Annotated in this window: 15 protein-coding genes and 1 pseudogene; 6 read left to right on the top strand and 10 right to left on the bottom strand. The window is 36.6% G+C overall.

The window, feature by feature from the left end; translation table 11 throughout:
* The first annotated feature begins 10 nt into the window (after positions 1–10).
* Positions 11–871, top strand: a complete 861-nt coding sequence (gene hdfR / locus BTO23_RS17855; protein WP_061004510.1) for an HTH-type transcriptional regulator HdfR — start codon at positions 11–13, stop codon at positions 869–871.
* A 133-nt stretch (positions 872–1,004) separates the two neighbouring features.
* Here hdfR and BTO23_RS17860 read toward each other — a convergent pair whose 3' ends face one another.
* The 6 genes and pseudogenes from BTO23_RS17860 to BTO23_RS17885 form a co-directional block, all read right to left on the bottom strand.
* Positions 1,005–1,286 carry a hypothetical protein gene (locus BTO23_RS17860; protein WP_061028964.1) on the bottom strand — a complete coding sequence of 94 codons (282 nt, stop codon included), beginning with the start codon at positions 1,284–1,286 and terminating at the stop codon, positions 1,005–1,007.
* 189 nt (positions 1,287–1,475) lie between these two features.
* Complete coding sequence (locus tag BTO23_RS17865; protein WP_105064203.1) at positions 1,476–2,486, bottom strand: DUF1566 domain-containing protein; 1,011 nt, start codon at positions 2,484–2,486, stop codon at positions 1,476–1,478.
* Entirely contained in the window at positions 2,483–2,851 is a 369-nt protein-coding gene (locus BTO23_RS17870) for an OmpA family protein (protein ID WP_245922149.1), read from the bottom strand. The genes BTO23_RS17865 and BTO23_RS17870 overlap by 4 nt, the downstream gene beginning before the upstream one ends.
* Positions 2,852–2,932: 81 nt before the next feature.
* Positions 2,933–3,523 (bottom strand): annotated as a pseudogene (locus tag BTO23_RS21525) (outer membrane beta-barrel protein); the annotation flags it as partial.
* 579 nt (positions 3,524–4,102) lie between these two features.
* Entirely contained in the window at positions 4,103–5,677 is a 1,575-nt protein-coding gene (locus BTO23_RS17880) for a hypothetical protein (protein WP_105064206.1), read from the bottom strand.
* 2 nt (positions 5,678–5,679) lie between these two features.
* A complete protein-coding gene (locus tag BTO23_RS17885; protein ID WP_170066767.1) occupies positions 5,680–6,687 on the bottom strand; it encodes an OmpA family protein in 1,008 nt (335 codons plus the stop codon).
* A gap of 327 nt (positions 6,688–7,014) precedes the next feature.
* On the opposite strand from BTO23_RS17885, the gene BTO23_RS17890 reads away from it, so the two are divergent.
* From BTO23_RS17890 to BTO23_RS17905, 4 genes are all read left to right on the top strand, one after another.
* Positions 7,015–8,361, top strand: coding sequence for a magnesium transporter (locus BTO23_RS17890; protein WP_060993142.1), 1,347 nt, complete (start codon positions 7,015–7,017; stop codon positions 8,359–8,361).
* Positions 8,362–8,641: 280 nt separating this feature from the next.
* Positions 8,642–9,826: an MFS transporter gene (locus tag BTO23_RS17895; protein ID WP_061012403.1), complete on the top strand. Its 1,185-nt coding sequence runs from the start codon at positions 8,642–8,644 to the stop codon at positions 9,824–9,826.
* 282 nt (positions 9,827–10,108) lie between these two features.
* On the top strand, positions 10,109–10,777 hold the full coding sequence (locus tag BTO23_RS17900) for an SDR family oxidoreductase (RefSeq protein ID WP_105064208.1): 669 nt from the start codon (positions 10,109–10,111) through the stop codon (positions 10,775–10,777).
* Positions 10,778–10,845: 68 nt separating this feature from the next.
* Entirely contained in the window at positions 10,846–11,625 is a 780-nt protein-coding gene (locus tag BTO23_RS17905; RefSeq protein WP_105064209.1) for a glycine betaine ABC transporter substrate-binding protein, read from the top strand.
* A 106-nt stretch (positions 11,626–11,731) separates the two neighbouring features.
* On the opposite strand, the gene BTO23_RS17910 is transcribed toward BTO23_RS17905, so the two are convergent.
* From BTO23_RS17910 to BTO23_RS17925, 4 genes are all read right to left on the bottom strand, one after another.
* Positions 11,732–12,577: a universal stress protein gene (locus BTO23_RS17910; RefSeq protein ID WP_105064210.1), complete on the bottom strand. Its 846-nt coding sequence runs from the start codon at positions 12,575–12,577 to the stop codon at positions 11,732–11,734.
* A gap of 10 nt (positions 12,578–12,587) precedes the next feature.
* On the bottom strand, positions 12,588–14,075 hold the full coding sequence (locus BTO23_RS17915) for a SulP family inorganic anion transporter (protein WP_105064211.1): 1,488 nt from the start codon (positions 14,073–14,075) through the stop codon (positions 12,588–12,590).
* A 512-nt stretch (positions 14,076–14,587) separates the two neighbouring features.
* Entirely contained in the window at positions 14,588–15,463 is an 876-nt protein-coding gene (locus tag BTO23_RS17920) for a DMT family transporter (RefSeq protein ID WP_105064212.1), read from the bottom strand.
* Between the two features lie 82 nt (positions 15,464–15,545).
* Positions 15,546–15,920 carry a YybH family protein gene (locus BTO23_RS17925; protein WP_105064213.1) on the bottom strand — a complete coding sequence of 125 codons (375 nt, stop codon included), beginning with the start codon at positions 15,918–15,920 and terminating at the stop codon, positions 15,546–15,548.
* Between the two features lie 138 nt (positions 15,921–16,058).
* On the opposite strand from BTO23_RS17925, the gene BTO23_RS17930 reads away from it, so the two are divergent.
* Complete coding sequence (locus tag BTO23_RS17930) at positions 16,059–16,925, top strand: LysR family transcriptional regulator (RefSeq protein ID WP_105064214.1); 867 nt, start codon at positions 16,059–16,061, stop codon at positions 16,923–16,925.
* Positions 16,926–16,942 lie beyond the last annotated feature (17 nt).

Genomic DNA, 16,942 nt, shown 5'->3' on the forward strand with positions numbered 1-16,942 from the left:
GATGAAAATATTGGATACTGATCTGCTTAAAACCTTCCTAGAAGTTACAAAAACGCGTCATTTTGGGCGTGCTGCAGAGCATTTATTTCTCACCCAATCGGCCGTGAGTTTCCGCGTTCGTCAATTAGAATCGCAATTAGGAAATCCGCTGTTTACTCGTCAACGTCACAATGTGCAACTTACCGCGGCTGGTGAACGATTATTACCTTATGCTGAAGCGATTTTGCAAACATGGGGACGAGCAAAACAAGATGTCGCCCTAACAGAAGAATACAATTCACAAATCACCATTGGGGCAAGTGCATTAATTTGGGAGTTTGATGGTATCTCTGATTGGATAAACGGTATTTACGACACGGTTCCAGGATTAGCATTACGATTAGAATCTATTCCTCGACAAGATCTCGCTAAGTCCTTATTAGATAAAAGTGTCGATCTGTTTATTACCAGTGAACCACCAAAAATTGATGGGATCCGTGTTTTTAAAATTCGAGATTATCAACTGCAACTCGTTTCTCAAATCGAACATTGCACAATGAAAAGCATTCAAACATTGCCTCTAGTTTATTTAGACTGGGGGGCTCGTTTTGCTATCCAACACAGTAAAATCAGCGAATTACAAAGAACGCCTATTTTGCACAGTCACTCTTCTCGCATGGCATTAGATTATTTAATGACTCACCCAAGTGTTGGTTACTTACCTGCACCAGTGATTAATCAAAATGTTGAAAATAACGAACTCTATGTTGTTGATGATGCTCCCATCATGGAACAAGAGTTATATTTAGTGTGGCAAGAGAAAAGCGAAAAATCAGATCTAATCAATCAAATTACCGACATTAAACCTCAGATGGTGACAAAGAGCGTTTAGATGTTTTAATAAAAAACTGCCGAGTAATCTGTTAAATTATTGATTACTCGGTTTTCTTTTTCATAGGAAACTAAATATAATAATAGAGGAATCAATACGTTATTATATTTTTCAAGCCTATCTTAACCTTATTTTAAAATAAAAAATCATGAGTAATTCTTTCATGCTCTACTTTATTGCCTTCTAACTCATTGAGATAATTATTTCTTTTATTCATTTGAATATTTAAGACTATTGTGTCTTTTTTATCTTCCCCTAAAAAACTAATTGCACGCCTCATTACAGCTCTGTCTTTGTAACTCAAATAATATATTTCACACATGACAAGCTGAATAGCCTCACTCATTGTCATTCCTTTTGTTTGTAATTGCTGAAATATTTTTTTATCTAAAGACGCATTGTTTATTAAGTTCATATTCTACCTGTAGTTAAGATAAAACATCCTTGTGAAATTTATGTCTTTAATGATATAAATTTATAATATTAATAAAAATGGCATCTTGAATTTAAATAATTCCAAGATGCAGAATATCTGTCAATAGGTTTATACGCTGTATAAAGCCCAATAAGTCCTTAAAAATATTGAAGGGCATTAAATATCACTTTAATGACCCGTGTTTATAGATACGCATGAAGCATAAAAATCACTAGAAACATCAGGTGGTAGTAAATGAAAAGGATTTGCATCAGGGTCACTGAGTACATTTATTACATTGCTACCTTGCAATGTACCAAATGTTGAAGACCAATAGGGGTACCTAACAGGCCAACCAAATTCATTGAATAATTTATTTTCTCTATTTGGATTTTCATATTCATATAATGAAACTAATTCTTCACTTGTTGCAATACGCCAGTTTGATTTACCTGAAAAATTTATCACCGACAGTTTTTTACACCATCGTCCAAGCTGCCCATACATACCCTCGCCATCCATTGAAAATGTGATGAATGCTGAGGCCGGGTTGTTACCAGGAACCAAACCAAATTCCCATGATTCATTGATTGCACTAGAGCTGTAAGTATCTCCTGAATTATCAGACGTAGGATCTGAAGAGTAACCCAAGTCCCCCATTAGAGCTAAAGAAGGAGTGCTTGTAAACCACTTTGTATTTCCATCTGTTGGGTCTATTATTTCTCTAACTTTTAAGCAAGCTCCAGTGACCACATTGAAGCCATCTTTATCATCGATACCACCTCCAATATTTTTACCAATAGGTTGACTTACTTGATGCCCACATACCATCGAAGATATGATATTAAGTGAGGCTTCATCACTGGTTATTCCATTAAAAAAAGCAGTTATCTGAGTATGACCTACAGATAAAGGGGATGCTAACCCTGTTTCATCTATAGTAACGATACCGGCAGTGACTGTCGACCACTGTACCTTAGTACTAATATCAACCTCTGAGCCATCATCATATTTACCTATTGCAACATATTGTGTAGGAACGTAAAACTCACTAGAGTCTGGGCTTATATTTATCTCATATAATTTTGCTTCAGTAACACTAGTTGGTGGTTTACCTAGTAAATCAGCGTCACCGTTATTACAACCAACAAGCATCAACGAAACAAAAGCCCATAAGCACAGAATATGTTTTTTCATCATTTTGTTTCCTTTTTATTATGAAACGGAGCCGTAATACGTAGCATCACTCGTCGATTCTCTGCTCGACCACTCATCGACCCATTATCAGAAACTGGCTCACTTTCTCCCTTTCCCGATACGGTAAGTTTAGAGGTAGATATCCCTGACTGTTGTAAGTAATTCGCAACAAATTGTGCTCGACGCTCTGATAATGCTTGGTTATAAACTGTTGAACCAATGTTATCGGTATGACCTACAATATTTACTTCTTCTTCATTGATTTCAGTTAATTGCTTCACTATGTCATCAAGTTTTATTTTCGTATTTACAGTACTTGAGTCATGATTAAATAAGATATTTTCAGTCACTACTTTCAAGGGGGTCATCTCTACAAACAAAGCCTCACCGTCAATAGATACAGCAGGAGCTATCGTAATTGTTTTTGTGATAACTCCCCCAAAGTGATAAGTCAGCCCTAAAGAAGTAAAATGCAAATCGGCTTGCTGAATATTGGAACCACCAATACCATCAATGAACTGATACTCTCCTCGTAATGACCATTGTTTCGAAAAGCTATAGCTCAAACCAAGGGCCGCAAGAGTATTTAAATCCCCCTCATTTTGATTACCTGCCCATTCTGAGTTTTTTTCTATATTCTGATATGAAACACCGAGACGCGTATATGCAGACCAACTCTCTGCAAAAGGTTGCCTAAATACGACCGATAATTCAGTACCTTTAATATCACTACTTACCTGATCGTTAGAATAATGAGCACCAGGCTTACCGTAATCGGTAATCCCTCCCTCTAGCGCAAACTAAGACGTCAATTGATACCCGCTATAGATACCGTAACCGACAGTATTATCATCACAATCAATAACGCTATCACTACAAGCGCCATTTACAGAGCTCCAACCGCTTCTTATTCCAAGATAAAAATGCGAATTAACTGAGGATTCTCTTGAGCTTGTTAGCAAGTCTTTATTTTCTTTAGCTAATACTTCTGTTGAAGAAAAAATCAAAAGACAAAATAATAGAGGGGTTACTTTTAACATTCATTATTACCTGTATATTAATGGTTTTTATCTTTCATCAAGATATAAGTCTAATTCCACAGTGCTCGCTCATTCAGCTCATAATAAATCGTCAACAATGTGCGCAATACAACATTGTAACTTCCATGTTAATAAAACCAAGATAATTATTATTAATTATTACATAGCATTTACATTAAACTTAAATGAAAAATATCGCGTCTAAATATCAATAGAATTACAGCAAGCAGTCTAATAGGTACGACTACCGCGATACATATAAAGTAAAAAAGCCCATATGTAATAAAACATATAGGCTTAGTATTTAAGGTTATTGGGCTAGTTAAAGTTAATGACAACGATAAAAATTACCTTAAATTTCATTATAATGATGACCTCATTATTAAATATTCTACTTATATCAAAATAAAGAACACTTCCTTATACATGTCTATAAGAATAATAATAGTAATTTAACCCTCAATCATATATGGCACTTGCAATAAAAATTATACTGAAGTGCCTATTAATAACAATTTAGGTCGCTAAAAAAGGAATAAATATAAGAACCATTAACCTAAAGTGCGAGGGTATTCTTCATTAATATAAATATACTTTTCCTTGCCCATTAGATTCTCTTCTCGCTCCAATAAACATCTGAGAACCATCATCACTAATATCAAGTCCAAGACCAAAATGACCATCCTCTTGATTTTTAGGTGATTTTATATAAGAATCAAAAAACCAAAAATCATTCTCTTTTTTATAAAAATAAACAGCACCACTATTTTCAACTAGATTATCATCTAAAAATATATCTCCAGAATTATCTGTAAATGCCCCTATAATTAAACTATTAGCATCACCACTTAATTTAACTCTATATCCGAATTGATCCCCATTCTGCAAACTAGGATGCTGAACTTTCTCTACTTGTGACCAAGAGTCATTAGATTCTTTAAATATATAAACGGCACCTAATGAACCTTCTTCTGGTGACCCAATAGCTAAGGTTGCTCCTGTATTATCTAATGAGACCGAATATCCGAAATGATATTGTTGCCCCGAAATAGTAGACGGTAGCTCTAATCGAGTTTTTTCTTCCCAATTTCCCATCTGTTTTTTAAAAATATAAACGCCACCTAAATTAGTATGACTTGAGTCTAATGATTCACCAACAGCACCAATAGCAACAACATTTCCATTGCTACTTAAAGATACAGAACTTCCAAATCTATTTGGTCCATAAGGATCGGTATGTGATGGAGCTAAACTCTTGTCTGACCATACTCCACCGTCATTAGTATAGAGATAAACATTACCAATATCATTGTTTTCACCAGGTGATGCTATTGCAATCGTTGAACCATTATCTGAGATTGAAATGTACAATCCAAAGGAGTCGTCATTTACTCCCCGAGTTAATATTCTATCGAAAACCCAACTATCAGCAACATTGTGGTATACGTAGGCTTTACCCGGCTTACCAACTTCTGAAAGTGGATTGTAATTATGATGATCTGCCCCAACAACTAACGTTTTTCCATCTTTACTAATTGCATTTGAAATACCAAAGCGATCCCCAGCCTCTAAATCATCTGGCGATAACTCGACCCTTTGTTCCCATAAATTATCTTTCTTTTGATATATATATACTTTGCCTTTTAAACCATCGACTCCAAATGCACCAATTGATAATGTATTACCATCCTCACTAAATGAAACTGACCTCCCAAAATAGTCATTATCTTTAGCATTTGAGCTTTTAACTACGCCTATTGACTTTAAATATTCATCTTGATTAACACTTCTCACATTGCTTAATTTTATATTATTACCATTTCTGGCTATAATAAAAAACTCTTTATCTAAAAATTTAGGCGTCAAAAGAGTACTCAATTCATATTGAGTAGATAGACCATTTAAGTTATCCTGAATAATATTGCAATTATCTTTATAATTATTATTCTTCTCACATAATGTATAATAAGATGCATTACTACTATCTTCCCACTCAAAAAAATATGTTTTTACATTGCCATCTACCGATAATATCTCATGAAAATTAAAAGATTCCGGTTGATAATTACCACCAACTTGAGTAGGTAAGCCTGAATTTTCACTATTACAAGCAAATAAAGAGCATGCTAATGCCAATATAATAAAGTTTTTCATTATTACTCCTGAATTAAATATATTTCAACACGTCGGTTAGCTTTTCGACCATTTTCTGTATCATTTGACATTACAGGGTTAGTAAATCCAAAGGCTGATAATTCAAATCTGTTCTCACCGATTCCTAGCTTAAGCATATAATCTGAAACAGATTTTGCTCTTTTTTTAGATAATTCATAATTATATTTTTCTGTATGTGTATTATCTGTATAACCGTGAATGTATATATTCACATCCTCATTACTATTGAGGTACTCTAATAATGAATGAATTTTATTTACTTCATGATTACTAAGAGTGTAAGAATCAGAATTAAAATAAACTGTCATTTCATCAGGATGATTGGCATTTAATTCTTTAAATGCCTTCTTCTCAATAACTAAAGGAGACTTAGGTTTCACACTATCATTACCAAAAAACCTATAACCAATACCAACAGTAATTAAATTAACATTACTGCCACCGGTATTTTTACCCCCAACATTATTTACCCATTGATATTCAATTCGTGTAGATAACTTTTTCGACCAAAGATATTCATAACCTAATCCTAGCATTAAAGATGTGCCACTATCTTTTTCATTTACTTTAAATCCTATTTCATCTCCTTTTTTCTCAACATCCCAATAATAGCCACCAACTTTTGAAAACAATACTGATTGGTGAGAAAGGTGATAATCAGATTTTATGCCTAACTCATACCCCTGAATTTCAGCAGAATACTTTGCAACGCCTTGATATCCAGAGATAGGTATATAGTCAGCTTTAACTTTTCCTAAATCACTATAACCTCCTTCAATCGAAAAAATATCGTTAATTTTATACCCTAAGAACCCTCCAAATGATGGCCGAAAATCATTGCACTCTAATGATTCTTTATTACAAGAATTATTATACAGCGTTGAACCAACCTTTCCTCCAATATAAATATCCTTACTCAATTCTTTAAAATCAGTATTAGCATTTACAAAAGGTGATATAAAGAAAAAAAGAATTACTATTTTATACATAACAAACATTCCCAAAAAAACAATCGCGCATTCTATAAGTAAGAGAAACAATTGATACTTAATAATAATTAATTCTTAACAATTAAATCATGGAGAAAAACAATAAAAGATAAATTATAATAATTAAACAACTTAAATCATTAATAAAGGCGATATTCTTAAAGGGTAAATATGATGATTTAACAATAAGTTCTCGGTTAACATTTCAACCTCACAGTGCACTTTCCTATTCTCTTTAGCTTGTAGATAAGTTATCTTCCTTTTAAAGAACAACTTCCTAAAGCTCACTTAGCATTTCAAAATATCATTGATTTATGGAGTAAAAGATTGAACGAACATCAAGATCTATCCTTTCAAATTGAGACGCTTTTTAACGTCGAACAAGAAGAGCAGTTTAAGCTTCTCGGTGAATACGTTGAAAATGGCTTAGATAACGGTTCATTTGCTCGTATCTTAGAAGCTTTCCCAGTTGATCAACGTGTACAATTATGGCGACGCTTGCCATTAGAAATGCATATAGACGTATTAACTGAAATGCGTGCGGATGCTCGTGTCGCAATTCTTGAAGAATTATCTGAAGCTGAATTAAATTTCACACTCGCTAAACTGGATAACTTATCGTTAATTGAATGGGCTGAATCCCTACCAGATGAAATATTCAGTCTTGCTTTACAACTTATTAGCCGCGATGAGTTAGATTTATATGACGATGCAAAGCAGTATGAAGATGATGAGGTAGGTCACTGGGCTGACCGTAAAATTGCAACCCTACCTTTTAACGTCAGCGTAGGACGCGCTAAAAAACTGTTAAAAACCAATTTATTCGAATCACACCAATACATGCACCTTATCAACCGTGTCCATAAATTTCACGGTATTGTGCAATATACAGATATTTTAACTGCCGATGACTCTGTCAAAATTAACACGCTTAAATTAGAAGATTGTTTGGTTCTGAATGTTCATCAACCATTAAATGAAAGTATTGAAGCGATTGAGCATTCTGCGGTTCCTAGCGTTGCGATCGTTGATGACGAAAATATCTTAATTGGTCAACTTGATTGGCAATTTGCCATTAATACCCAACGTGAAATTTACGAGAGCCGTTTAATGGCTGGTACCGGTATGGATGAAGGCGATGATCTCTTCTCTCCCGTACTTAAAAGCTCTAAAAAACGTGGAGTTTGGCTAGGCATTAATTTACTTACCGCTATTTTAGCCTCCGTCACTATTGGGTTATTTGAAGATGTAATTACTCAAGTAGTTGCGCTTGCTGTATTGATGCCAATTGTGGCTTCTATGGGTGGTATTGCAGGCAGCCAAACATTAACCTTGATGGTTCGTGCAATGGCTCTTAATCAAATCACCCCTGGTAACCGTTTTGCATTGCTAAAGAATGAATTAGGTATTGGGTCAATTAACGGGTTGTTATGGTCACTAATCATCGGTGGTATCGCGGGGGCATGGTTCCAATCATTCGCATTAGGCGCAACCATTTCACTGGCTATTATCGTTAATATCATCACCGCAGCATTATTTGGCGTACTGATCCCCATCACTTTAGATAAATTTAAGTTAGATCCTGCACTAGCAGGCTCAGTTATTCTAACGACAGTAACTGATGTTGTCGGCTTCTTCGCCTTCTTAGGTACTGCAAGTCTTGTGATGATGTAATATTTCAAAACACTGAGTGACACAATCACTCAGTGTTTTTGACCCCATTTTAACCTAACCAAATATAGCACTCTCTTCACATTCCCAATATTAATCCGGTTTACTCTCATTTAGCTCCCCTTTAAAACACCTCTATATTCAAAAATTTATCTATCACCACACCACAATCATTCGGATTTTACGAATAATCATTTCGAACTTTACTCAATTATCAAAAATAAATGAACAGATATAATCATCGTCATTAAGTAATAACAAAGAACAAGTAAAGGTCATCATCATGAATAAAGAAAAAATGCCATTCCAAGTCTGGATACTCACATTAGCTGCATTCGCAATTGGTACTGCGGAATTTGTTATTGCAGGCATCCTTCCTCAAATCGCAACATCACTGTCCATTACAGAAGGACAAGCAGGTTATTTAATCAGTGCTTACGCATTAGCCATTGTTATTGGCGGCCCTATCTTAACCATTTATTTAGCTCGTTTTAATAAGAAGGCCGTCCTAATCGGATTGATGGCACTGTTCATCATCGGAAATATATTATCTGCATTAGCACCTAATTATCATTTATTGCTAATTAGCCGTGTTATTTCTGGTCTTGTGCAAGGTCCGTTTTATGGGATTGGGGCTGTAGTAGCCACTAACTTAGTCTCAGAGAAAATGGCAGGTCGTGCAGTAGGACAGATGTTTGCAGGATTAACGCTTGCCAATGTTCTTGGTGTTCCCGCAGGTACGTGGGTCAGCTTACAATTTGGATGGCACACCACTTTCTTTACCGTTGCTGCATTTGGTGCCATTGCAATGATTTCAATTCTAACCTCAATTAAATCAACAGGACATGGCGAAGCAAAAGATATCAAAACTCAGCTTACTGCATTCAAAAACCCAATGTTATTAATTAGCTTAGCCATCACAGCGTTGTCATGGTCTGGTTTTATGACGTTATATGGTTACCTTGCACCTATCGCTATGCACACAACAGGTTATGGAGAAACAGCGGTTACATGGATTCTAGTCATTGTTGGTCTGGGCCTTATTATCGGTAATATCCTTGGGGGGCGCTCTTCTGATAAAGATCTAAACAAAGCCTCTATGTTTTGGGCAGTTGCAATGATTATCTCATTAGTCGCGGTTGGCCTAGTTGTAGACAACAAAATTCTATTCATCATTACTGCTTTTATCTTTGGTATTGCTTCATTTGCAAACGTACCTGCTATGCAACTTCGTGTAATGAACCATGGTGGTGAAGGTCAAGAACTGGCAGCAACTGCAAATATATCAGCGTTTAACTTAGCCAATGCATTTGGCGGCTTCCTTGGCGGTATGGTGCTTGATAGTCAATTAGGTGCAAGCATGATCCCTTTTGCTGCCATCATTATTCCAATAATAGGTTTGTTATTCATTGCTAAAGCAAATAGCAACGAAAAATCACAAAATAAATTAGCGACTAAGTTCAATTAGTTCATATCGTTACGGGCCCAATTCAGGGCCTTTAATCAAAGGAACAAGCCATGACTGTATTAAGTAAAAAATACAGAAAATTAAATTTAAATCAGTGTGTTATTAATGATCTTTCTTTTAACTTTTCAACTAACGATATTGAAATTTTTGATTGGAAAACGTTATTTATACTAGAAATTTCACTGATACTTTCTGCCTGTATTTTCTATCAGATCTTATTCTAAATAAATACGATTTGATTTCAGAATAAACACATTACGAAATAATAAAAAGGGACAAATTATGAACCAAGAAAAATCTATTTACGTCATTATTGGTGGTACATCTGGTATCGGTGAAGCCGTTACAAAACATCTTAATAGTGCAAATAGTATTGTTCATGTTGCAAGTCGAAAAACAGGATTAGACATCAGTGATGAAAAAGCCGTTCATCATTACTTGGAATCTATTGGACCGATTGATCACCTTGTCGTTACAGCCGGATCGTACGCACCATCAGGAAAAGTGACCGATGTGTCGATTGAAGAAGCAAAAACCGCTTTCGATGCTAAATTCTGGGGGTCAATCCATGCCGCTAAACATGCTGCTAGATACCTAAAACCTAATGGTTCTATTACATTAACAACTGGTATGTTGTCGCGTAAAGTCGTGGCGAATACTTACGTGAAATCTGCCATGAATGCTGCTTTAGAAGCCGTAACTAAAGTTCTTGCTAAAGAGTTAGCTCCTATTCGCGTTAATGCTATAAGCCCAGGTCTAACAACCACGACAGCGTATCAACACATGAATCCTCTTTCTCGTGAATCTATGTATGAAAGTGCAAAGAGAAACTTACCCGTAGGTAAGTTGGGTGATGCCTCAGATATTGCAATGGCTTATGTAATGGCGATGACGAATCCATATATGACAGGTTCTATTATCGATATTGATGGTGGTTCTCTAATTAGTTAACACTTGGAAATAACACAACATCAGGTTTCAACTCAGTTCATTTTTACTACGTATTGGATAATAGATTTATGAAAAATAAGATAATCTTAGGAGTTACTAATCTCTCTTTTCATCAGTTAACCGCATCGATAATTACTCATGTATTAGTTGATATGGGATTTGAGGTGGAGCGAATTTACTCCCCACACCAAGAAAATTTTGAGAAATTAAAATCAGGCGACATTGATATGCTGACTTCAGCTTGGCTCCCCTCTAGTCACGGAATATACAAATCGGATGTAGAAGAAAAAGTCGAATTGCTTGAATTAGGGCTACATTATAAGCCATACGCTCTTTGGGGGGTTCCTGATTACATTCCAGAAAGTGCAGTATCTGAAGTAAAAGATTTACTGAAGCCTGAAGTAATTTCACGCATGAATAATACAATTCAAGGCATTAACCCAGGGGCCGGAATCACCCGATTTTCAATCAAAATGATGGAAATATACGGTTTAAACAACGCAGGTTACCGCTTTTATACCGGAAGTGAAGAAGATTGCTTTGATGCATTTGAACAAGCTGTCGAGAATAAAGAGTGGGTTATTGTTCCATTATGGAAACCGCAATTTCTACACCATAAATACAATATCCGTGAAATTTCCGAACCTGAAGGATTATTGGGGATAGTTGATCGTGCCGTCTTATTACTTCGACAAGACAAATCGATTAACTTCACTCCAGAACAGCTTGAAACATTAGATGCTCTTAAATTCTCTAATGAAATTATCGCCGCACTCGATTATCAAGTTTGCCGAGAAGGAAAAGCGATTGACGAAGTAACCAAGCAGTGGCTTCGTCAACAATCATAACCAACAGGGACAATGTTGTTACCTAAACTTCAGCCATAAAAAACGCCTAAAGCAGTTAACTTTAGGCGTTTCATCCATTTCTAATCTTCTACTTAAATATCAATAATTAACGTATTAACAGCAGAGGCACTTCACTTTTTATTAATACCTTGGTTGTGTTACTGCCTAAAAAAAACTGTCTTAGCGTTGAATGTCCATAAGCCCCCATTACCATCATGCCTATCTGGTGATCTTTCTGGTACTTCAGCAAAGCATCATCAACAGAACCTGACAGTATGTCTTCATGCACACTAAGTCCTGCATTTTTTAATTTAATGGCCGCTTTCTCAAAAGCCGCACTTTTTTCTGCAAAGTCATCCACCATCACTAAATGACAATCCAATCCCAAAAGCAGAGGCGTATTGATTGCTTTTTCAATCAATTTTTCACTCGTTGGACTGCCATCAAAAGCAATGAGATAAGACGTTGGAATAGAAAATGGGGTATTAACTACTAGTGTATGAGATTTAATAGAACGAATAACACTCTCAAGTTGAGAACCTATCGTTTTATTACTGCCCTGCTCTTCACCTAATTTACCAATAACTAATACTCTTAGTTCATTTTCTAAATCAATCAGGCTTTCAAGTAAGCTCCCATGACGTTGCAATTGCTCAACATTAGTAATGCCTTCTTTCATTATCCATTCAGCCGCTTCTTCCAGCAATTGTTTTCCATGCTTTAGAGCAACTTTACTGCGCACTTCGTCTAGCTCCGCAAGTTCATTAAGCAACTCTTCTTGGCTGCCTAATCCTATTTGCCCTGAAAGCTCACTCACAACAGGTCTGGTCGTTTTATCAAGAGCGTGCAATAAGATAAGCGGCGCATTAATCTTAGAGGCAACCCATGCACTCGCTTCACACGTTGCAAGCGTCATCGGAGATCCATCAATACAAGCTATTATATTTTTCATTTTCTAATCCTTAATGTCCGGCCAATAGTTTTTCAACTTCTTCTGGTTTGTCATGTACACCAAATTTATCAACAATAGTTTGGGTTGCTTGATTCATACCAATAAGCTCTACTTGTGTCCCCTCTCTACGAAACTTGACCACCACTTTATCCAAGGCTGACACAGAGGTGACATCCCAGAAATGCGCAGACGATAAATCAATTGTCACGCTCTCGATCACTTCTTTAAAATCAAAGGAAGCAATAAATTTATCCGATGACGCGAAGAATACTTGCCCTATTACAGTATATTCACGCGATGTATTTTCATCCGAATTATTCTTTATCACCATCATACGGCTGATTTTATTGGCAAAGAATAATGACGCAAGCAAGACACCGACCAGAACACCAATAGCTAAATTATGCGTCATTACCACAATAATCACCGTGGCTAACATAACAATATTGGTTGATATTGGGTGCTTTCTTAAATCAGTAATTGAACTCCATGAAAAAGTACCGATAGATACCATTATCATCACAGCAACTAAGGCTGCCATTGGGATTTGTTTTAACCACGGACCAAGAAAAACCACCATAATTAACAAAAACACGCCAGCAGATAACGTTGATAAACGTCCACGGCCGCCCGATTTTATATTAATCATTGATTGTCCGATCATCGCACAACCTGCCATACCACCAAGAAAACCCGTAAAGATATTGGCAAGCCCTTGGCCTTTACACTCGCGGTTTTTATCGCTGCTGGTATCGGTTAAGTCATCAACAATCGTTGCTGTCATCATGGATTCTAATAAACCCACCACAGCCAAACCAATAGAATACGGCAAGATAATTAATAGCGTATCTAAGTTTAAAGGCACATCTGGCCATAAGAAAATTGGTAAAGTATCAGGTAAGTTCCCCATGTCTCCCACGGTACGAATATCAATATTAAATGACATCGAAATGACAGTTAATACGATAATACAGACTAAAGGCGAAGGAATTAATTTACCGATAACCGGTAGGTATGGGAACAGATAGATAATCCCTAAACCGGCGGCTGTCATGGCGTAAACATGCCAAGTTACATTCGTGAGTTCAGGTAGTTGCGCCATAAAAATAAGTATCGCTAGCGCATTAACAAAACCTGTGACCACTGAGCGAGAAACAAAACGCATCAAGCTGCCCAGTTTTAAATAACCCGCTAAGATCTGCAATATTCCAGTAAGTACAGTAACGGCAAGTAGGTATTCTAGCCCGTGTTCTTTAACTAACGTGACCATCAATAGTGCCATTGCACCCGTCGCGGCAGAGATCATTCCTGAACGACCTCCAGTAAAAGCAATAACAACCGAGATGCTGAAAGAAGCGTACAACCCAACTTTAGGGTCAACACCAGCGATAATAGAAAATGCGATAGCTTCAGGAATTAAAGCAAGAGCAACAACGATGCCCGCAAGCAGGTCACCACGGATATTAGACATCCAATCAATTTTGAAATTTTTAAACATTGAATTCTCAATTTATGCACGGCAATACGTACCAGAAAGAGATCTGGGGTGTAAATAAGTGCTTCTTTGATAATACCAATTCCAGTAATTCTCTGATCATTATTACTGGTTAAATCACATAATAGCTTCGTTAAAAATTATTTAAGTAGAATAACTACTTATCAGAATTTTTACCTTGCTCTTAAGTGGTTTGCCTGCGTAATAAATAGACTATTTAATTAATGGCAATGGTATGAGTTTTAGCGCGGAAAAGTAGCCGAAAGTACGGCAAAGAATTAACAAGCGCAAAGAGTTAAGCCGAATACTCTGGTGAGTACAGTGCTTAGTTAGCAATGATAGCTATAGGGGGGATGGAGCGTTTAAGGCGGCGTAATTAACACAGTGATCAATATCCTCTAAATCAAACAAGTGGCCAGTCTATATTTACGAGTCAATCAATACAATTTCCATTATCGGTTCTTTAGGTTCCATTAATATGTCTATGAAAAGTAGAATATTAATGGAAGCCATTATTACATCAGCTTGCTAGGCAGTAACTTCCTATAAAAGCCCGTTACAAACATAGTTCCTGTCACAACTAAAATAGTACCTATGATCGCATTAATTCCAACGGTTTCCCCTAAGAATAAATAACCCCACAAAATACCAAACGCAGGAATAAGAAAAGTAACAGAAAGCGCTGAAGATGCACCTAATTCATTTATTAATCGGAAATACAATAAATACGCAAGACCGGTGCAGACCGCACCAAGTGCAAACACTGACAACATAATATCTGAGCTAATTGTTTCTCTTACTGGTATAAAAGGAACCAACGGTAGCACCAAAATTACAGAAGCCCACATACTGCCGTGCGCATTATTAAAGGGTTCAACACTTGGGGCATTTTTCGCGTAATTAGTCGCGATACCGTAGCTAAATGCCCCCATCAAGGCTGCAATCATTGGAATAATCGCTTCATCACCGATATTAATGGCTTCCCAGCCAACAAGAACGCTAACTCCAATCATACCTAATACCAAACCAAATACGACTTCTTTGGTTAGCCAAGTTCGAGTCCAAACTGCACCAATAATCGCTCCCCAGATCGGCGCCGTAGAATTAAGAATAGCTAACGTAGACACATTTAATACTTGTGCGGAATAAGCAAATAACAAGAAAGGCAACGCGGAGTTAAACAGACCTAAGGTGAGGAAATGCTTAATATTTGATATAAATTTCAGTGATTTTTTGAGAAAGAATGACACGACTAATAAGGTTAATGCCGCAAAAGCAACTCTAGTTTCAATCAAAACAGCAGGGCCAAGAGGGTTGGCTGCAATTCTGACAAATAAAAATGAACCACCCCACAACGCAGCTAAGGTAAATAAGCTCAGTATATTAACCATCCATGACTCCAAACGACGAGGTGATTTTTAAGTGTGATTTATAATGACAAATTACTCAACCCCATCGTTTAGAAAGTGTTCTCTAGCGCTCGCCTTGCACTTCAAAATCATCCGCAATTAAACGAGCCTTACCATCTTCTTGAATCGTCCAATGCTCGTTATGTACTACACCAAACGCTTTATTCATCGTCCAACTCGCTGTTAGTAAATAACCATTGCCTCCAATTTCCTCCCATTTAACATCGGTATAATCCACATCAGAAAAGCCTTGGTCCATGATGTTTTGCCAAAATGCTTGGATCTCTTCACGACCAGTAAACGTTCCAAATGGGCGCGCCTCCATAACCGTACCTTCAGCGTATTGTGCTGCACAACCTGCTGCATCTTGAGAATTAAAAGCCTGTTGCCATGCTGAAATTCCCGCTTTGCATGCTGCTAAAATTTGTTCTTGAGCCATGATTGTTTTCTCCTAATGTTTGTATGAAATGAACTATACGTGCATTATTAATAGTGAAAAACAGACGAATAAGAAAACACTGTTTAATTTAAAAGAACAATCAAACTAAATAATACCATTCAAATAAGTAGAGATAGCATGCAAAAACTAAAACAAATGACCCTATTTATGACCGTGGTTGAATCAGGTTCCATCACTAAAGCCGCTGATAAACTTGACCTATCAAAATCAGTCATAAGCCAACATATCAAACAATTAGAAGCGGACTTAGGTTTACCTTTATTAAAACGAACGACCCGAAAACAGAGTCTTACGGCATCAGGTGAGCGCTTTTATTTACAGTGTTGCGAAATGCACCAATTGGCTGAAAAAGCCTGGAGTGATATTTTGCATCAAAAAGAATTTCCACAAGGAAAACTGACAGTAACCGCCCCTCACGCCTTAATGAATGACATTATTATTCCGGCCTTAAGTAGCGTGTTTAGCGTCCACAAAGATGTGAAATTAAATCTAATAGCACATGATGGTCAACTCGACCTAATGCAAGAAGATATTGATTTGGCCATCCGTGTTGGTGAATCAAAATTAAGTAGCCTAAAGCAAAAGCGCATTGGAACCATACAAGACATATTGTGCATTGCCAAAAACTATCCTGAATTTACTAGTGATAACATTGAGGCCTTGCCTTATGTTGCAAACCACTGGCAATCAAAACAAATTTCGCATCAGCTAGTAAATACGACCACAAAAAATGCCCGCGTTATAAACTTTATCGCAGCGCATCAAGTCAACACAGTTCAAAATAGTTTATCTTTAATAAAAAATGGGTTTGGGATTGGGCTTCTTCCTGAGTTTATCTATTTGCAACATCAAGATGAGTTAAAAGAAGTATTACCTACTTTTGAAATGAAAACATCTAATGTCTATGCGCTTCATCCCTTTCATGGCCAAGTTCCGATTAGTGTAAGAATGGCAATTGATGCAATTGAAAGGGCATTAGCCTAGTTATCGACCTATACACT

The organism is Aliivibrio sifiae (assembly GCF_002954715.1).
GTDB lineage: Bacteria > Pseudomonadota > Gammaproteobacteria > Enterobacterales > Vibrionaceae > Aliivibrio > Aliivibrio sifiae.

Bases quoted from the DNA above. Each gene is read 5' to 3' on its own strand.
- BTO23_RS17865 (WP_105064203.1), bottom strand. From the start codon at position 2,486: ATGATGAAAAAACATATTCTGTGCTTATGGGCTTTTGTTTCGTTGATG.
- BTO23_RS17895 (WP_061012403.1), top strand. From the start codon at position 8,642: ATGAATAAAGAAAAAATGCCATTCCAAGTCTGGATACTCACATTAGCT.
- BTO23_RS17885 (WP_170066767.1), bottom strand. From the start codon at position 6,687: ATGTATAAAATAGTAATTCTTTTTTTCTTTATATCACCTTTTGTAAAT.
- BTO23_RS17925 (WP_105064213.1), bottom strand. From the start codon at position 15,920: ATGGCTCAAGAACAAATTTTAGCAGCATGCAAAGCGGGAATTTCAGCA.
- BTO23_RS17915 (WP_105064211.1), bottom strand. From the start codon at position 14,075: ATGTTTAAAAATTTCAAAATTGATTGGATGTCTAATATCCGTGGTGAC.
- BTO23_RS17900 (WP_105064208.1), top strand. From the start codon at position 10,109: ATGAACCAAGAAAAATCTATTTACGTCATTATTGGTGGTACATCTGGT.
- BTO23_RS17860 (WP_061028964.1), bottom strand. From the start codon at position 1,286: ATGAACTTAATAAACAATGCGTCTTTAGATAAAAAAATATTTCAGCAA.
- BTO23_RS17880 (WP_105064206.1), bottom strand. From the start codon at position 5,677: ATGAAAAACTTTATTATATTGGCATTAGCATGCTCTTTATTTGCTTGT.
- BTO23_RS17930 (WP_105064214.1), top strand. From the start codon at position 16,059: ATGCAAAAACTAAAACAAATGACCCTATTTATGACCGTGGTTGAATCA.
- BTO23_RS17920 (WP_105064212.1), bottom strand. From the start codon at position 15,463: ATGGTTAATATACTGAGCTTATTTACCTTAGCTGCGTTGTGGGGTGGT.
- BTO23_RS17910 (WP_105064210.1), bottom strand. From the start codon at position 12,577: ATGAAAAATATAATAGCTTGTATTGATGGATCTCCGATGACGCTTGCA.
- BTO23_RS17870 (WP_245922149.1), bottom strand. From the start codon at position 2,851: ATGACCCCCTTGAAAGTAGTGACTGAAAATATCTTATTTAATCATGAC.
- BTO23_RS17905 (WP_105064209.1), top strand. From the start codon at position 10,846: ATGAAAAATAAGATAATCTTAGGAGTTACTAATCTCTCTTTTCATCAG.